20 protein-coding genes are annotated in these 15,819 nt (G+C 37.2%); all 20 read left to right on the top strand.

The genetic code is table 11. From position 1 onward, the window contains the following. Positions 1 to 27 precede the first annotated feature (27 nt). The gene (locus BUB56_RS03050; protein WP_110939910.1) at positions 28 to 699 is read left to right on the top strand and encodes a flagellar brake protein; all 672 of its coding nucleotides are present in this window, start codon (positions 28 to 30) and stop codon (positions 697 to 699) included. A gap of 1 nt (position 700) precedes the next feature. Then, positions 701 to 1,753, top strand: coding sequence for a protein-glutamate methylesterase/protein-glutamine glutaminase (locus BUB56_RS03045; protein ID WP_110939909.1), 1,053 nt, complete (start codon positions 701 to 703; stop codon positions 1,751 to 1,753). A 3-nt stretch (positions 1,754 to 1,756) separates the two neighbouring features. After that, positions 1,757 to 3,781, top strand: coding sequence for a chemotaxis protein CheA (locus tag BUB56_RS03040; RefSeq protein WP_330392539.1), 2,025 nt, complete (start codon positions 1,757 to 1,759; stop codon positions 3,779 to 3,781). Positions 3,782 to 3,810: 29 nt separating this feature from the next. After that, a complete protein-coding gene (locus BUB56_RS03035; RefSeq protein WP_110939908.1) occupies positions 3,811 to 4,266 on the top strand; it encodes a chemotaxis protein CheW in 456 nt (151 codons plus the stop codon). 22 nt (positions 4,267 to 4,288) lie between these two features. Then, a complete protein-coding gene (locus tag BUB56_RS03030) occupies positions 4,289 to 4,906 on the top strand; it encodes a chemotaxis protein CheC (protein WP_207650385.1) in 618 nt (205 codons plus the stop codon). Beyond that, positions 4,906 to 5,391, top strand: a complete 486-nt coding sequence (locus tag BUB56_RS03025; protein ID WP_207650384.1) for a chemotaxis protein CheD — start codon at positions 4,906 to 4,908, stop codon at positions 5,389 to 5,391. The genes BUB56_RS03030 and BUB56_RS03025 overlap by 1 nt, the downstream gene beginning before the upstream one ends. A 13-nt stretch (positions 5,392 to 5,404) precedes the next feature. Continuing rightward, positions 5,405 to 5,749, top strand: coding sequence for a hypothetical protein (locus tag BUB56_RS03020; RefSeq protein ID WP_110939906.1), 345 nt, complete (start codon positions 5,405 to 5,407; stop codon positions 5,747 to 5,749). Between the two features lie 41 nt (positions 5,750 to 5,790). Then, the gene (locus tag BUB56_RS03015; RefSeq protein ID WP_110939905.1) at positions 5,791 to 6,528 is read left to right on the top strand and encodes a FliA/WhiG family RNA polymerase sigma factor; all 738 of its coding nucleotides are present in this window, start codon (positions 5,791 to 5,793) and stop codon (positions 6,526 to 6,528) included. A gap of 17 nt (positions 6,529 to 6,545) precedes the next feature. Continuing rightward, positions 6,546 to 8,357, top strand: coding sequence for a FapA family protein (locus BUB56_RS03010; RefSeq protein ID WP_110939904.1), 1,812 nt, complete (start codon positions 6,546 to 6,548; stop codon positions 8,355 to 8,357). A gap of 16 nt (positions 8,358 to 8,373) precedes the next feature. Beyond that, the gene (locus BUB56_RS03005) at positions 8,374 to 8,694 is read left to right on the top strand and encodes a hypothetical protein (protein WP_110939903.1); all 321 of its coding nucleotides are present in this window, start codon (positions 8,374 to 8,376) and stop codon (positions 8,692 to 8,694) included. 12 nt (positions 8,695 to 8,706) lie between these two features. After that, entirely contained in the window at positions 8,707 to 9,240 is a 534-nt protein-coding gene (locus BUB56_RS19295) for a DUF6115 domain-containing protein (RefSeq protein ID WP_190014126.1), read from the top strand. A gap of 4 nt (positions 9,241 to 9,244) precedes the next feature. Next, positions 9,245 to 9,718: an endolytic transglycosylase MltG gene (locus BUB56_RS03000; protein ID WP_110939902.1), complete on the top strand. Its 474-nt coding sequence runs from the start codon at positions 9,245 to 9,247 to the stop codon at positions 9,716 to 9,718. A 223-nt stretch (positions 9,719 to 9,941) separates the two neighbouring features. Further along, positions 9,942 to 10,640, top strand: a complete 699-nt coding sequence (gene rpsB, locus BUB56_RS02995) for a 30S ribosomal protein S2 (protein ID WP_110939901.1) — start codon at positions 9,942 to 9,944, stop codon at positions 10,638 to 10,640. Between the two features lie 84 nt (positions 10,641 to 10,724). Then, positions 10,725 to 11,372 (top strand): translation elongation factor Ts, encoded by a 648-nt coding sequence (tsf, locus tag BUB56_RS02990; RefSeq protein ID WP_110939900.1) that lies wholly within the window; start codon positions 10,725 to 10,727, stop codon positions 11,370 to 11,372. Between the two features lie 114 nt (positions 11,373 to 11,486). Beyond that, a complete protein-coding gene (gene pyrH, locus BUB56_RS02985; RefSeq protein ID WP_110939899.1) occupies positions 11,487 to 12,197 on the top strand; it encodes a UMP kinase in 711 nt (236 codons plus the stop codon). A gap of 3 nt (positions 12,198 to 12,200) precedes the next feature. Continuing rightward, a complete protein-coding gene (gene frr, locus BUB56_RS02980) occupies positions 12,201 to 12,758 on the top strand; it encodes a ribosome recycling factor (protein ID WP_110939898.1) in 558 nt (185 codons plus the stop codon). Positions 12,759 to 12,760: 2 nt separating this feature from the next. Next, entirely contained in the window at positions 12,761 to 12,949 is a 189-nt protein-coding gene (locus BUB56_RS02975; RefSeq protein ID WP_110939897.1) for a PASTA domain-containing protein, read from the top strand. A gap of 59 nt (positions 12,950 to 13,008) precedes the next feature. Continuing rightward, positions 13,009 to 13,776, top strand: coding sequence for an isoprenyl transferase (locus BUB56_RS02970; protein ID WP_110939896.1), 768 nt, complete (start codon positions 13,009 to 13,011; stop codon positions 13,774 to 13,776). Between the two features lie 15 nt (positions 13,777 to 13,791). Further along, positions 13,792 to 14,586: a phosphatidate cytidylyltransferase gene (locus BUB56_RS02965; RefSeq protein ID WP_110939895.1), complete on the top strand. Its 795-nt coding sequence runs from the start codon at positions 13,792 to 13,794 to the stop codon at positions 14,584 to 14,586. A 73-nt stretch (positions 14,587 to 14,659) separates the two neighbouring features. After that, positions 14,660 to 15,808, top strand: a complete 1,149-nt coding sequence (locus tag BUB56_RS02960; protein WP_110939894.1) for a 1-deoxy-D-xylulose-5-phosphate reductoisomerase — start codon at positions 14,660 to 14,662, stop codon at positions 15,806 to 15,808. Positions 15,809 to 15,819 lie beyond the last annotated feature (11 nt).

Genomic DNA, 15,819 nt, shown 5'->3' with positions numbered 1-15,819 from the left:
AAAAGGGGAGGAGGGAAATGAGTACCCATGAGCAGCAACACAGAATTACCTAGCATTGGTGATAAAATTGAAATAGAAGTAAAGGGTGAAAGACTTAATCAAAGAGATAAGCCTTTGATCAGCCAGGTATTAGACGTTATCGATACAAAGCATCTATTTATAGCTACACCTATTATTAATAACCATATTGTAGCTATTCCTGAGCATTCAATGATAAGGATCATTTATCACAAAAAAAGTTCCGGGGTGTACTCTTATCCTGCAAGAGTTATCGGCAGAAAGACTGTAAATAACATTTCATACCTAAAAATTGAAAGAGCAGGTGATATCGTAAAGACCCAAAGAAGAAATTTTTTCAGATTAGATGTGGTTTTAGACGCGAAGATCAAAGTTAAGGATTCTCACGATAATAAAGATCTAACTATAGATGTACTGACAAAGGATATCAGCGGGGGTGGTACTAAGATCATCAGCAAAGTAAAACTAGCCCCTGGCACTAATGTACTGTTAACAATAGAAGCCGAGGGGTCCAGTATTATTACGGAGGGAAAAATCATTCGTTGTATTCCGTGCATTGAATCAGATTACCCCTACGAGCTGGGAATACTTTTCGAAGATATAGACGAAAAGATTAGAACGCAAATAGTTTCCTTTATTTTTGAATATCAAAGAAAAATGAGAAAAAAGGGATTGATTTAAAATGAAAAAGATATCTGTATTGGTAGTAGACGATTCTGCTTTTATGCGTAGAGTCATTACAGACATTATTGAATCAGAACCTCAGCTAAAAGTGGTAGATACAGCAAAAAATGGAAAAGAAGCTATAGAAAAGATCAGAACCATTGGGCCTGACGTAGTAACTATGGACGTAGAGATGCCTGTGATGGATGGCATTACAGCACTCAAAGAAATTATGAAGGAAAAACCTGTTCCGGTTCTTATGCTTAGTAGTTTGACCCAAGAGGGTGCAGATGCCACAGTAAAGGCATTAGAGTTGGGAGCAGTTGATTTTATTACAAAACCCACAAGCATTTTTAAGATGAATACAGAGGATATGAAAACGCACTTAGTTGATAAGATCAGAATCGCTGCGAAGGCTAAGCTGCAATCTCCAGCTATATCCGCATCTGTACGACAAAAATCAACCCTTGTACAAACTATGTCTCAGGGAGGTTTTGGGCTCAAAAAAATTGTAGCCATTGGTACTTCTACCGGCGGACCGCGAGCGTTACAAGAAGTCCTTCCCTATTTGCCTCAAAATTTACCCGCCAGTATTTTAGTTGTTCAGCATATGCCGCCTGGATTTACAAAATCTTTAGCGGATCGATTAAACAATATTTCTCAGATTCATGTGAAGGAAGCGGAAGAGGATGATGTGTTACTGCCGGGGCATGCTTATATAGCTCCAGGAGATTATCATCTAAAGGTTGTAAAAATTGGGAGCAATTATCGGATACGTTTAACCAAAGAGGATCCTGTATCAGGGCATAGGCCCTCTGTTGATATGATGATGGATTCCTTAGCCCAGCTTCAGGTTAGTAATGTCATGGGTGTGATTATGACTGGAATGGGCTCTGATGGAGCGAGAGGCATGAAAAACCTAAAAAATCAAAATGCTTACAACATTGCTCAAAATGAAGAAACCTGCGTTGTTTACGGTATGCCAAAGTCAGCAGTAAATTTAGGGTGTATCGATGAAATAATACCATTACAAGAGATTGCGGATAAGATTACAAAAGTGGTGGGGGTGTAAAATATGATGGATATGGGTCAGTATTTAGAAATATTTATTGAAGAGTCAAAAGAGAATTTACAAAATATGAATCAAAGTTTACTGGATCTAGAAAACAATTATGGAGACAAGAGTATATTAAATGATATCTTCCGGGTAGCCCATACATTAAAGGGTATGTCAAGCACTATGGGATTTAGTAAAGTGGCTAGTTTAACCCATGAGATGGAAAATGTGCTGCAAGCCTTAAGAAATAATGAAATACCTACTTCAGAGAAAATCATTGATCTCCTTTTTGAATGCCTAGACATATTGGAAGAATATATAAATGAAATATCTAATACGGGTGATGAAGGGGATTTAGAGTCTAACCACTTAATTAAAAAGTTAAATAATGTTATGTCAACTAACATTGAATTATCCATTACGGAAAGCAGCGATGAAGAAATTCCTGCTATCAGTAGTGAGATTCTCATCGAAGCAGAAGAATTCTCAAAAAGCATTGTAGAAAAGGCAGCATTAGAAGGATATAATGGATATCGTATCAAAATAGAGCTAAATCCAAACTGTATGCTAAAATCTGCAAGAGCTTTTATTATCTTTAACACGATTGAAAGAGACTGCGAAATTTTAAAATCAAATCCGCCGGTTGAAGATATTGAGGATGAGAAATTTGACACTTCCTTTGAGTTGATAATTCTCACAAGGATGGCTCAAGAGGAACTGAAAAGGGAATTATGCGGCATATCAGAAGTAGAAAACGTACTGATTGAGAAAATTATACTGAAGGAATATAGTACGCGAACGGATCAGCAGGAGGTTGAAAATAAGCTGTCTTTAGAGATTGAAGAAAGCATGGACGAGGACGAAGACAAAAGGCAGTCTAAAACAAAAAAACCAAAGGTGGGCAAAACTGTTCGTGTTGACATTGACCGTTTGGATAATCTAATGAATCTAGTCAGTGAATTAATTATTATTAAAACAAGATTAGAGGATATTGATGATGACGGCCGGAAGCAGAATATGAATGAGGCTATTGAATACCTAGAAAGAATTACTACAAGTCTTCATGATGCTGTTATGAAGGTAAGAATGGTACCGATTGAGAGAGTATTCAACAGATTCCCGCGAATGATTAGAGATCTTTCAAAGGAACTGGGAAAAGAGATTTCTCTATTTATGTCAGGAGAAGAGACTGAAGTTGATAGAACCGTAATTGACGAAATCGGAGACCCATTGATCCATTTAATTCGAAATTCTATTGACCATGGTATTGAAGATCCGGAAACACGAAAGCGATTTGGCAAGCCTGATGCTGGTACGGTAAAACTCATTGCCTATCCCGACGGCAACAGCGTAGTCATCGAAGTTGAAGATGATGGGCAGGGCATTAATATTGATAGAGTGAAGGCTAAGGCTTTGGAAAAAGGTATTATTACTAAGGAACAGTCAGATACCATGGATGAAAAGGAAGCTATTCATCTATTGTTCCACGCTGGATTTAGCACAGCTGATAAAATCTCAGATATATCGGGCAGAGGCGTTGGTCTGGATGTTGTAAAAACAAAAATTGAATCCCTGGGCGGGATTGTAGAGGTACAGACTATAAAAAACAAGGGGAGTAAGTTTATCATCCGCTTGCCGCTGACTTTAGCGATTATACAGGCACTTCTAGTAAATATCGGCACTGAAAAGTATGCTATTCCGCTTAATTCAATAAAGGAAATCATTACTATTAAGACAGCATCAATCCGTAAAGTACAAAATCAGGAAGTAGTTTTATACAGAAATCATACCTTACCGATTCTACGAATGAATAAGATACTACATGTGGATCGAGAGGAACCTGCTAAAGAGGACCTAACAGTGGTAGTAGTAAAAAAAGGAGATAAAACCGCAGGATTTGTAGTGGATAGTCTAATTGGACAACAAGAAATTGTAATTAAATCCTTAGGCAAGTTCCTTTCTGGCATAAAAGTAATCGCTGGTGCAACGATTTTAGGAAATGGGCAAGTAGCATTAATCGTAGATACGAATTCTCTTTTTTAAAGAAATAACGGATTAAGGAGGGTGATTTCATGAACCATCAAAAAAGTACATTAGAACAGCAATATGTGTTATTTAAATTAGATAATGAGTTTTATGGCATTGATATTCTTCAGGTTGAAACCATAGAAAAAGTAATGGACATTACACGGGTTCCCCATGCTTTACCCTATGTACAGGGCGTAATCAATTTAAGGGGAGAAGTTGTTCCTGTGATCAATTTAAGAAAGCGCTTCAATCTTCCAGAAGCAGCTTTCGATGAGGAATCAAGGATTATCATTATATCCATTGAAGACATGATTGTAGGATTATTGGTGGATTCATCTTCAGAAGTTATTCAGCTAGAGGATGGAGATATCGATGAGGCACCGGAGTTAGGAGATCAAAAAGATAAAGGATATATAAAAGGAATTGGAAAAAAAGAAGATCGAATTATTATTCTATTGGATTTAAAAAAGATATTGGGAATAACTGATAGTAACGAATGAGTGTAAAAAGGAGGGGGACAAAGTGGGAATTACTCTGGATGAATTAAATGGTATACAGTTAGATGTACTAAAGGAGATCGGAAACATTGGCGCTGGAAATGCAGCAACAGCCCTAGCAAAAATGATCGACAAAAAGATTGATATGAATGTGCCAAAGGTTCAAATTCTTGAATTTAGGGAAGTCCCCGAATTAATAGGCGGGGAGGAAACGCCGGTTTGTGGTATTTATTTCCGTGTTGAAGGAGATATCACAGGTCATATCATGTTCTTATTAGAACTGAAATCCTCCAAGTCCCTGACCAATATGCTGATGGCAAGGAACGATGAAACAGAAAGTATGGATGAGATTGAGCAATCGGCTATTCAAGAGATTGGAAACATTCTATCAGGTTCTTATGTCTCTTCTCTATCTGCATTAACAGGCCTAAACATAAAGATATCTATACCTTCACTGGCGATCGATATGGCGGGCGCAATTCTAAGTGTTCCTGTGATTCAATATGGGCAAATGGGTGATAAAGTGTTATTAATTGAAACAGAGCTCATCGAGGGTGGACATGAAGTCAAGGGTTTCTTTTTCCTGATTCCAGACATGGAGTCCTTTGAAACATTATTAAGCAGTTTGGGAGTATTAAAATAATGAGTGAAATAAAAAAAATTGGTATGGCGGATTTAAATGTTACAAAGCAATCCGGTATTTTGACAACCCTTGGTTTAGGTTCTTGTGTAGGAATTACATTATATGATCCTATTACAAAAGTTGCAGGAATGGCCCATATTATGCTGCCCTCAAGTAAAGCAATACGAAACAATAGCAATGCTGCAAAATTTGCAGATACAGGAACCCAGCTGCTGCTGGAAGAAGTTTTGAAGCTGGGAGCCAGTCGGGGAAGATTGGTTAGCAAATTGGCCGGCGGTTCTCAAATGTTTAGTTTTGCAAATAAAAACGATATTATGAAAATCGGCGAAAGAAATGTGATTGCTGTAAAAGAAGTACTTCAAGAATTAAGAATCCCCATTGTCGCAGCAGATACAGGCGGAAATTTTGGAAGAACCATTGAGCTATACGCTGATTCAGGCATTTTATTAGTTAAGACCATTGGTCATGGAACGAAGCAAATATGATAGGAGTCCCTGTATGAAATCTTTGAAATCAGTACCCTACTTTCTGTTAGCATTTTCTATATTTATCAGTACGATCATCGGAGCTATTCAAAATATTAGTTTTGTTAACTATGTTAAGAGATCTCTTTTTTTCGTGATCCTGATCTTTGTTGCCAGTACCGTTATTTCCAGAACTTTAGAAAAAAGAAGACCTATAGAAAGTACAAAGTCAAACATAGAATTGACAGTACCGGCTGAGCAAATTACCTTGCAATATGGGAAAGATCAATCTGGCGGAGCTATTGATGTAGAAGAGGATGAAGATGGTGATTTTGCACCCATGGATTTTCGAGAATACAAGGACGAAGATCAAGAATAGCCACCTCTTGAAAGTAGAATTGTATCCTAGGGGGTAAGCAAATGCATAAAGAAGCAATGTGGGAAAAATACGGAAAAACAAGAGATAAGGCTTTAAAGGATCAATTAATTGTGGAGTACGTTGATTTGGTTAAAATCATTGCAGGCAGATTATATACAAGCTATGGAAAAACGGTAGAATTTGACGACTTGGTCAGTTATGGAATTTTTGGTCTTATTGATGCCATTGAAAAATTTGATCCTACAAAAAACGTTAAATTCGAAACCTATGCTTATATTAGGATAAGGGGAGCCATTATTGATCAACTTCGAAATCTGGACTGGATTCCCAGGTCAGTACGACAAAAGCATAAGAAGCTTGAGGATATTTATAAAACCATTGAGAATGAGTTTGGTCGTAGCGCCAGTGACGAAGAAGTTGCAGAGCGTTTAGGGGTAACCATGGATGCTTTTAACGGCATCCTATCAGAAGTTCATTCCTTTACCGTTGTATCGCTGGAAGAAAAAATTTTAAATAATGCTAACTTTTCCATCATTGATGACGATATAAATAGTGAACCACAAATTTACTTTGAACAAGAGGAACTAAAAAATACATTAATTAATTTGGTACAAAATCTGCCTGAGAGGGAACGGAAGATCATTACTTTATATTACTATTCAGAATTGACCTATAAAGAGATTTCTGCAATATTAGGTGTATCAGAATCTAGGATTTCCCAATTACATACAAAGGCTGTTATGAAATTGCGGGGTAAGCTGGGAAAATACATTGAATAGCAGATGGGGGTGGGATTATGGAGAACAATTTTATCATTGTAGAAGGGAAAACATACGATGAAGCAGTTGAAGCAGGGCTGAATACATTGGGATGTAGTCGGGAAAGTGTAACTATTGAAGTGATAGAAGAAGGAAAATCAGTTCTGAATGTAATCCTAAAAAAATACAAGATAAAAATGTCTGCATTACGTCAAACGGCTTCTATAACAGATCAAGAGAGTTTACAGGTTCAAAATGAAAATGGACGTTTTGAATTTAAGACTAATGACCAAGAAACTTTTTTGTATATCTATCCACCTAAAGGAAATGGGAGTCCTGTTACCTCCGATGAAATTGCCTTAGCACTACAGCGAAAAGGCATTGAAAATTTTGATATAGAAAAATTAAAATCGATTACAAATAAGTGGGATTTACACATTATAAATATCAAAGCCTTATTTAGTACAGAACCAATAGATGCCCAGGTAATCGTGGAGATTTCAAAGGATGCAATGAGCGGATTTATCATATTGCTGCCACCCCATGGCGGCAGAATGATTACAAAAGACGAGGTTATTGAGAGCTTAAACCGAAATCACGTTGTTTTCGGGATAGATGAAGATAAGATACAAGAAGTGCTGTCACAAGAGAAATTTTATCAGCGCAGTATGGTAGCTGTGGGTACAGCACCTATACAAGGCAATGACGGTAAGGTGGAATATTTATTTAAACTAGACACAAAAATTAAACCGGAAATGCTTGAGGATGGGAAAGTAGATTTTAAAGAATTAAACCTGATTCAAAATGTAAAACGGGGAGACATTGTTGCGAGAAGGGTCATGCATACGGAGGGTATAGATGGCATGACAGTAATTGGAAGACCTATAAAAGCAAAGTCTGGAAAACCTGTAAATTTTAAAAAAGGAAAAAATGTTATAGAAAGTCCAGACGGATTAGAATTGATTGCTGATGAAAGCGGACAAGTAAAACTAGTAGACGATAAAGTAACTGTATTACAGGTTTTTGAAGTTGCTGGCAATGTAGATAATGCTACTGGGAACATTTCATTTAAAGGAAGAGTTGTTGTAAAAGGGAATGTTGCAACCGGTTTCAAAATAGAGTGTGATGGAGATATAGAAGTATTTGGGGTAGTGGAAGGTGCTACCCTCATATCTGATGGTAATATTATATTACACAAGGGAATACAAGGGAATCATAGCGGTAAATTAATCAGCAAGCAGGATATTGTTGCACGATATATGGAAAACTGCTATGCTAAGGCCGCGGGCAATATTATGGCTGATGCGGTGATGCACTGTAGTTTAGAGTCTAAGAATAAGATTGTTGTCACAGGTAAAAGAGGATTAATTGTAGGTGGAGTGGTGAGGGCCAACAGTGAGATTACTGCCAAATATATCGGTTCGACCATGGCTACGAGTACGAAGATTGAAGTAGGTATCGACCCAGAGTTAAAAGAACGGTATGATCAAATAAAAAGTGAGATAGAACTACTGCATAAGAACAAAGCCAACGTTATGAAGGCAGTAGATCTGCTTACAAAGATGTCAAAGGCAGGACCCCTTCCGCCGGACAAAGAGGAAATACTGACGAAATCCATTTCAACCAATGCTTATTTAGAAGAGAAATTAGAAGAACTAGAGGCAGAACAGCTGGACTTAAGGTATATATTACAAACGCTCTCCGGAGGGAAGATTAATGTCTCTTCTACCATCTATCCCGGCGTTAAGCTGTTTATCGGAAACTCCATGTACTTTGTCAGGGATCAAATCCAATGCTCTACTTTTATTCGGGAAAACGGAGAAATTAGAATAGCTCCTTATATGGGTTAGGGATTGGAGGGTCTTTATGTCAATAAGACCAATCGATTTTCAGATCTTAGTCCCCAAAACGCAGCAGACATCACAAGATTATCAACATCAACAAAATAAGCTCCGTTTGGAGCAGCAGCACCTAGTACAATCTAGTCAAAAAGAAGCTTCCCACCATCTAAATAAAGTAAACGCCTTTTCTAATAAAGATGAATCTAGAATTAAGGATTACAGGGAGAAAAATGAAAGTAACAGCAATCATTCCAATGGCAAAGGCCGACGGAAAAAAAAGGATGGGGCAGACCAGGAAGCCTCTGTCTTGCCAGGTATCGGTGGAAATATTGATATTAAGATATAGTTGGGGGTTCAGATGATAAACTATGGTATTTTTGCAATCGGCATTATGATGATAATCGTTGCCCTGTTTGTTATAAAAAAGGATACAGCCCAGGGCCCGTCTGTTGACCTGGAAAAGGTAAAGGAAGAGCAACGGAGACTCATGGAGTGTATTGAAATTGGAGAAGAGATCATTCAGGAAGTCAATCAAGTAGGCATTCATGTGATCGAAAAGATTGATAAAAAGACACAGGAGCTTAGGAATTTGATGAATAAATACGAAGTACGATCCTTAGAAATACAACAGGAGGCACAAATATCCAAGGTGTTTGAAGAAGAAAAAAAAGATATAGAAAAAGAAATAGAAGAAGAGATAAAGAAGCAAAAAAACGAAGCCCACAGGATGGAGAAATCAGATAATCCTCCAGAAAAGTTGATTGTGGAAGAGGATTTGTCAGAAAAAATATTGAAATTAAAAGCATCAGGATATACCCTATCTCAAATTGCCAGGGAACTAGATAAGGGAATAGGAGAAGTTCAATTGATCCTACAGTTGAAGAAGAGGTGACATATTGAATAATAAAAGCATAAGATTATTACTAATCGGTATAGGTATCGGGTTAATACTATCCTCCAGTTTAAACCTTATTTTCCAGAGCAATCATCAGAAAAAGCTTACACCCGAAGATATACGCTCTGAAGCCCGTAGACTAGGCATGATAGATCCGAAAGAATACTTTGATAAATCTCTACCTGAGCAGAATAAAACTGTAAATCAGCCAGAGCTGAAAAAAGACGACAAACAGCCAGAACTTAGAGAAGAAGAGATAATTATTACAATAAAAAAAGGCAGTACAAGTGAGGATGTAGCTAGGCTTCTTAAAGAACATAACTTGATAGCCTCCGAAAATACTTTTCTAAGTAGAATTTATGCAAGGAATGCATCCTATAAACTGCAGGCAGGAACTTATAGCTTTTATAAAACCATGACAATTGATGAAATGATCGATGCAATGCTTGTTGCAAATAAAGCAACTAAAAATTAGGAAAATGCCTTCCTATAATTATCAGGACTGTATAGAAAATATATAACTGGTAACAATAATCTTTAGAGTCATGGGAAGTATAAATTTTTGGTTGCAAAAAACCTAATGATTATGTTATACTACTTAAGGTGATTAAACACACACACTTTGGAATTTTCAACAGGGTCCTACGGGTGGTTGGAAAGATGAACAAGGTGGAGGAAAAAACCAAGGAGGTGAAAAAATGTCAGTTATTTCAATGAAGCAATTATTGGAGGCAGGTGTACACTTCGGTCATCAGACAAGAAGATGGAACCCTAAGATGGCTGAATACATTTTTACAGAAAGGAACGGTATATATATTATCGACCTTCAGAAAACTGTAAAAAAAGTAGAAGAAGCCTATAGCTTTGTAAAAGAAGTTGCAGAAAGCAACAAGACGATTCTGTTTGTAGGTACTAAGAAGCAAGCACAGGAATCTATTGAGCAGGAAGCAAAGAGAAGCGGAATGTATTTTGTAAATCAAAGATGGCTTGGTGGTATGCTTACAAACTTTAAGACCATTCGAAAGAGAATTGATCGTTTGAATGAGTTGGTGAAAATGGAAGAGCAAGGTTTATTCGAAGTGTTGCCTAAGAAAGAAGTAATCAAGCTGAAAAATGAGCAAGAGAAGCTTGAGAAATTCCTAGGTGGAATCAAGGAGATGAACGATCTTCCAGGTGCACTATTTGTTGTTGATCCAAGAAAAGAAAGAATTGCGGTAAAAGAAGCACAAATTCTTGGAATTCCTGTAGTTGGAATCGTAGATACCAACTGTGATCCAGAAGAAGTAGATTATGTAATTCCAGGAAATGACGATGCGATCCGTGCAGTAAAACTGATCACAGCAAAAATTGCAGATGCAATCATAGAAGGCAGACAAGGCGAACAAATGGAAGAGTAATCACTGATGGTAAGGGTTAAGGAGGGATTTTTTCCCTTATTGCTCTTACCTTTTATAATATTTGATACTTGAGGAGGCGTTTTTATGGCTGTTTCAGCAGCAATGGTGAAAGAACTAAGAGAAAAAACCGGTGCAGGAATGATGGATTGTAAGGTTGCACTTGAGGAATCAAACGGAAATATGGATAAAGCAGTAGAAGTACTAAGAGAAAAAGGACTGGCAAAAGCAGCAAAGAAATCTGGAAGAATCGCAGCTGAGGGGATCGTCGAGTCTTATATTCATGGAGGAAGAATTGGCGTACTAGTTGAAGTAAATAGTGAAACAGATTTCGTTGCTAAAAATGAAGAATTTAAGAAGTTTGTAAAAGATGTGGCAATGCAAATCGCTGCTTCTAATCCACAATACATAAGAAGAGAAGAGGTTTCTGAAGAAGTAATTAACAAAGAAAGAGAAATTCTAAGAGTACAGGCTCTGAACGAGGGAAAACCTGAAAAAATCGTGGACAAAATGGTAGATGGAAGAATTGAGAAATTCTTTAAGGAAGTATGCCTATTAGAACAACCTTTTATCAGAGACCCAGAAATAACAGTCCAAGATCTACTAAATGAAAAAATAGCAAAAATTGGAGAAAACCTGTCTATTCGAAGATTTGTGCGTTTTGAAGTAGGAGAAGGAATAGAAAAGAAAGAAGAAAATTTTGCAGAAGAAGTTGCAAAACAAATTAATAATTAATTCATACAATTAAACATAGAGAACACGAAGTGTGTTCTCTTTTTTAAGATAGACTTCCAATAAAGGTGAAGGTTTTTTGCTGGTTATGTAGAATAATAGAACGGAGGTTGTACAGTGGGGCCAAAATATAAGCGGGTCATTTTAAAATTAAGTGGCGAAGCACTGGCAGGAAGCAAAGGATTTGGACTAGACGAAGAAACACTTGACTCAATTGCGATGCAGGTAAAGGAAATTATATCGCTAGGCGTAGAAGTATCTATTGTTGTTGGTGGCGGCAATTTTTGGAGAGGTAGAAGCGGTAAAGGCATGGATCGCACAACTGCAGATTATATGGGAATGTTAGCTACTGTAATCAATGCACTGGCCTTACAGGATGCATTAGAAAGCATGGATATTTTAACTCGCGTTCAAACTGCAATTGAAATGAGACAGATTGCAGAGCCGTATATTCGAAGACGAGCTGTAAGACACCTTGAAAAAGGAAGAGTAGTAATTTTTGCAGCTGGAACAGGAAATCCATATTTTTCAACAGATACTACCGCTGCATTGAGAGCCGCAGAAATCGAAGCAGAGGTTATCCTGTTGGCAAAAAAAGTAGACGGTGTTTATGATTCAGATCCAAATATTAATCCGGATGCAAAAAAATTCGATACCTTAACATATATAGATGTATTAAACAAAGGGCTGGGTGTAATGGATTCTACAGCAACATCACTTTGTATGGACAACAATATACCGATTATTGTTTTTGGTTTAGATAAACCACAAAACATATACCGGGTGATAACCGGGGAAAATATTGGAACAATTGTAAGGGAGGAATAAATTATGAGTTTGCAGGTACATAAAGAGCTAGAAGAAAAAATGCAAAAAACGATTAAAGTCTTAAAAGAAGAGCTGCATAGTATCCGTGCAGGCAGGGCCAATCCTGCGTTGCTCGACAGAATCGTAGTAGAGTATTATGGATCTCCAACACCATTAAAACAAATTGCCAGTGTCTCAGCCCCTGAACCAAGGCTCTTGGTTATTCAGCCCTATGATAAAGGAGCAATCCAACCGATTGAAAAAGCAATTACTCAATCAGATTTGGGCATTAATCCGTCTAATGATGGAAAGACGATTCGCTTGGGAATACCTCAGCTAACGGAAGAGCGTAGAAAGGATCTATTAAAGATCGTGAAAAAAACCGGCGAAGAAGCTAAGGTAGCAATCCGAAATGAGAGAAGAGATGCAAATGACAAGCTGAAGAAAATGCAAAAATCAGGAGAATTAACTGAAGACGATCTTAAAAAAGCAGAAGATGAAGTACAAAAAGCAACAAATAAGTATGTAGAAATCATTGATGAACTGGTAGTAAAGAAAGAAAAGGAAATAATGGAGGTATAGAATTGTCACTTGTACCGGATCTAGTGGGTTATAGCTGTGAGGAATCAAAGAAAGTAATGAAACAGGCAGGATTGCAGTTTACGATTCATGAAGCAGTGGCACCCAAGCAGGATAATAAGGATGGAGAATGTAGAGTAATCCGACAGATACAGTCGGATCAACAGATAGAAATTGTTGTTAGTTATTTTTAAGCCCCCACCTTTACGGGGGTTTAAAAATATTTTTCATTATTGTTTATGGAGGAATCCTTATGGATTTTTTAAAGAGGCTGTTTACAAAAGAGGATATTCGAAAAAACTTAGAAAGAATAGATCCCGAAAAAATACCAAAGCATATTGCCATTATTATGGATGGAAACGGAAGATGGGCTACGAAGAGAAGTTTGCCCAGAACAGCAGGGCATAAAGCTGGTATTGAAGCACTAAGAGACGTAATTAAAACCTGTTCAAATCTTAGGGTTCAGTATCTGACGCTTTATGCTTTCTCAACAGAGAATTGGAAAAGACCTGAAGAAGAAGTATCTGCACTAATGAATCTATTAGTTTACTATCTGCGCAATGAAATTCAAGAACTAAATGAAAATAATGTACGTATCAACACGATTGGAGATATTAGTAAGCTGCCTCAGGCTGCCTTAGTTGAGATCGAAGCTGCTCAAAAACTTACACGTGAAAATGACGGACTCACAGTAAGTATTGCCTTGAACTATGGTGGCAGACTTGAGATTGTCAATGCTATTAAAGAAATATGCAGGAAAGTTAAAAACCAAGAAATTGAAATAGAAGAAATTGATGAGAGGCTTTTTTCAGATCATTTATATACAAGGGGTATCCCAGACCCTGATCTTGTAATTCGACCCAGTGGGGAATTAAGGATTAGCAACTTCCTACTGTGGCAAATTGCTTATAGTGAATTCTGGTTTTCAAAAATATTCTGGCCTGATTTCAATGGAAAATATTTAGTTGATGCGATCCTGGACTATCAGGAACGTGATAGAAGATATGGTGGTACAAAATAAAGGCGGTGAAGTATAGTGCTCGTAAGAATTGTTTCTGCAATCATCGGAATCCCATTGCTGCTTTTTATAGTAACCACAGGTGGAATCCTACTAAAGCTGTCGGTTGTTGTAATAGCGTATATTGGACTTAATGAATTTTATAATGCCTTTAAGAGTATTGGCATACAGCCTTCAAAACCAGTAGGGCTTATTAGTATCGCTTTATTAACTGTTTTGACAATTCTTTGGATGTCAGCAGAAATAATGATGTTTTGGGTATTTATAGTTATGTTGATAGCTTTGGTAACCCATCTTTTTGATCCCAAAATGAATACCAATGACTTAGCTGTTACAGTACTGGGCTTGTTTTATGTTGTATTTTTTATGTTTCATATTGTTCTCGTTTCAGAGATTCCCGTTTATAACGGTTTAATTTGGATGATTTTTTTATCCGCCTTTACAACAGATACCTTTGCTTATTTTTCTGGGTTTTTCTTTGGTTCGAAAAAGCTGTGCCCCACTATTAGTCCAAAAAAAACAGTTGAGGGGTCTATTGGCGGCGTGCTGGGAAGTATTTTATCAAGTGCTGTATTTGCCTACTTTTTTAATATGGATTTAATTTACCACTGCATGATTATAGGTTTTATAGGAAGTATTTTAGCCCAGATTGGAGACCTTACCGCTTCTCGATTTAAGCGCTATGTAGGAATAAAAGATTATGGAAAAATCATGCCTGGCCATGGAGGCGTTTTAGATAGATTTGATAGTATACTTTTTACTGCACCAACAGTATATTATTATATAGTTTTCTTTTTGATTGGACTAAGGTAAACAAAATAGGCAATAGTGCCTTTTTGTTTTTTAGCAATCATCATTGAAACTTTGGAAGGGACGATATTACATAATGAAGAAGATTAGTATTTTAGGGTCCACAGGATCTATAGGCAGGCAAACCCTAGATGTAGTACGCAGTAACCGGAAAGATTTTAGTATAATAGGATTAAGCGGCAACCACAATATTGATTTGTTAGAAATACAAATTAGAGAATTTAAACCTGAGGCAGCTGCAGTTATGGATGTAGAGAAGGCTTTAGAGCTTTCGCGGAGGCTTGGAAAATTTCCAACGGAGATTCTGTCGGGAATGGAGGGACTTATATCCATTGCTACGATGGAAGATGCAGAACTAGTGGTGACCTCTGTAGTGGGAATGGTAGGTTTGTTACCAACCATAGAGGCGATACGGTCAAAAAAAAATATCGCACTAGCCAATAAAGAAACACTGGTAACTGCTGGAGAACTGGTTATGAAAGAGGCTTGTAACAATCAGGTTAAAATTATTCCTGTTGATAGTGAACACAGTGCAATATTTCAATGTCTGAAAGGGTATAATTTAAAGGAAGTAGATCGAATTATACTGACTGCGTCAGGAGGACCTTTTCGAGGATTTAATAAAAAACAATTAGAATCCGTTTCCCTTGAGGATGCACTGAGACATCCAAAATGGAATATGGGAAAAAAAATTTCAATAGATTCAGCCACACTGATGAATAAAGGTTTAGAGGTTATAGAGGCAAAATGGTTGTTTGATTTAAGAATGGATCAGATTGAGGTAATTGTTCATCCACAGAGCATTATTCACTCTATGGTTGAATTTGTAGACAGTTCTATATTAGCTCAGCTAGGGTGTCCTGATATGCGAGTGCCTATACAATTTGCATTGACCTATCCTGATCGAACAGAAAACCAACTCCAAAGATTAGATTTTTCTGTTCTCAAGGAATTAACTTTTGAGAAACCCGATATGGAGAGTTTTCCGTGTTTAAAGCTGGCCATTGAGGCAATGCATCAAGGTGGAAGCTATCCTACTGTTTTAAATGCAGCCAATGAAGTGTTAGTTGAACAATTCTTACAGCGAAAGATAGGATTCATGGATATACCGAGCCAAATCGCAATTGCACTTGAAAGCAATCCATTTACAAAGGTAAAAGACATTGGTGAGATTATAGCCATTGATCAGTGGACACGGGACTTTGTTAATAATAGATTATCATAAGGTGGTGTAAG

Source organism: Geosporobacter subterraneus DSM 17957 (assembly GCF_900142145.1).
Classification (GTDB): domain Bacteria; phylum Bacillota; class Clostridia; order Peptostreptococcales; family Thermotaleaceae; genus Geosporobacter; species Geosporobacter subterraneus.
This window is presented reverse-complemented; position numbering and strand designations above follow the sequence as displayed.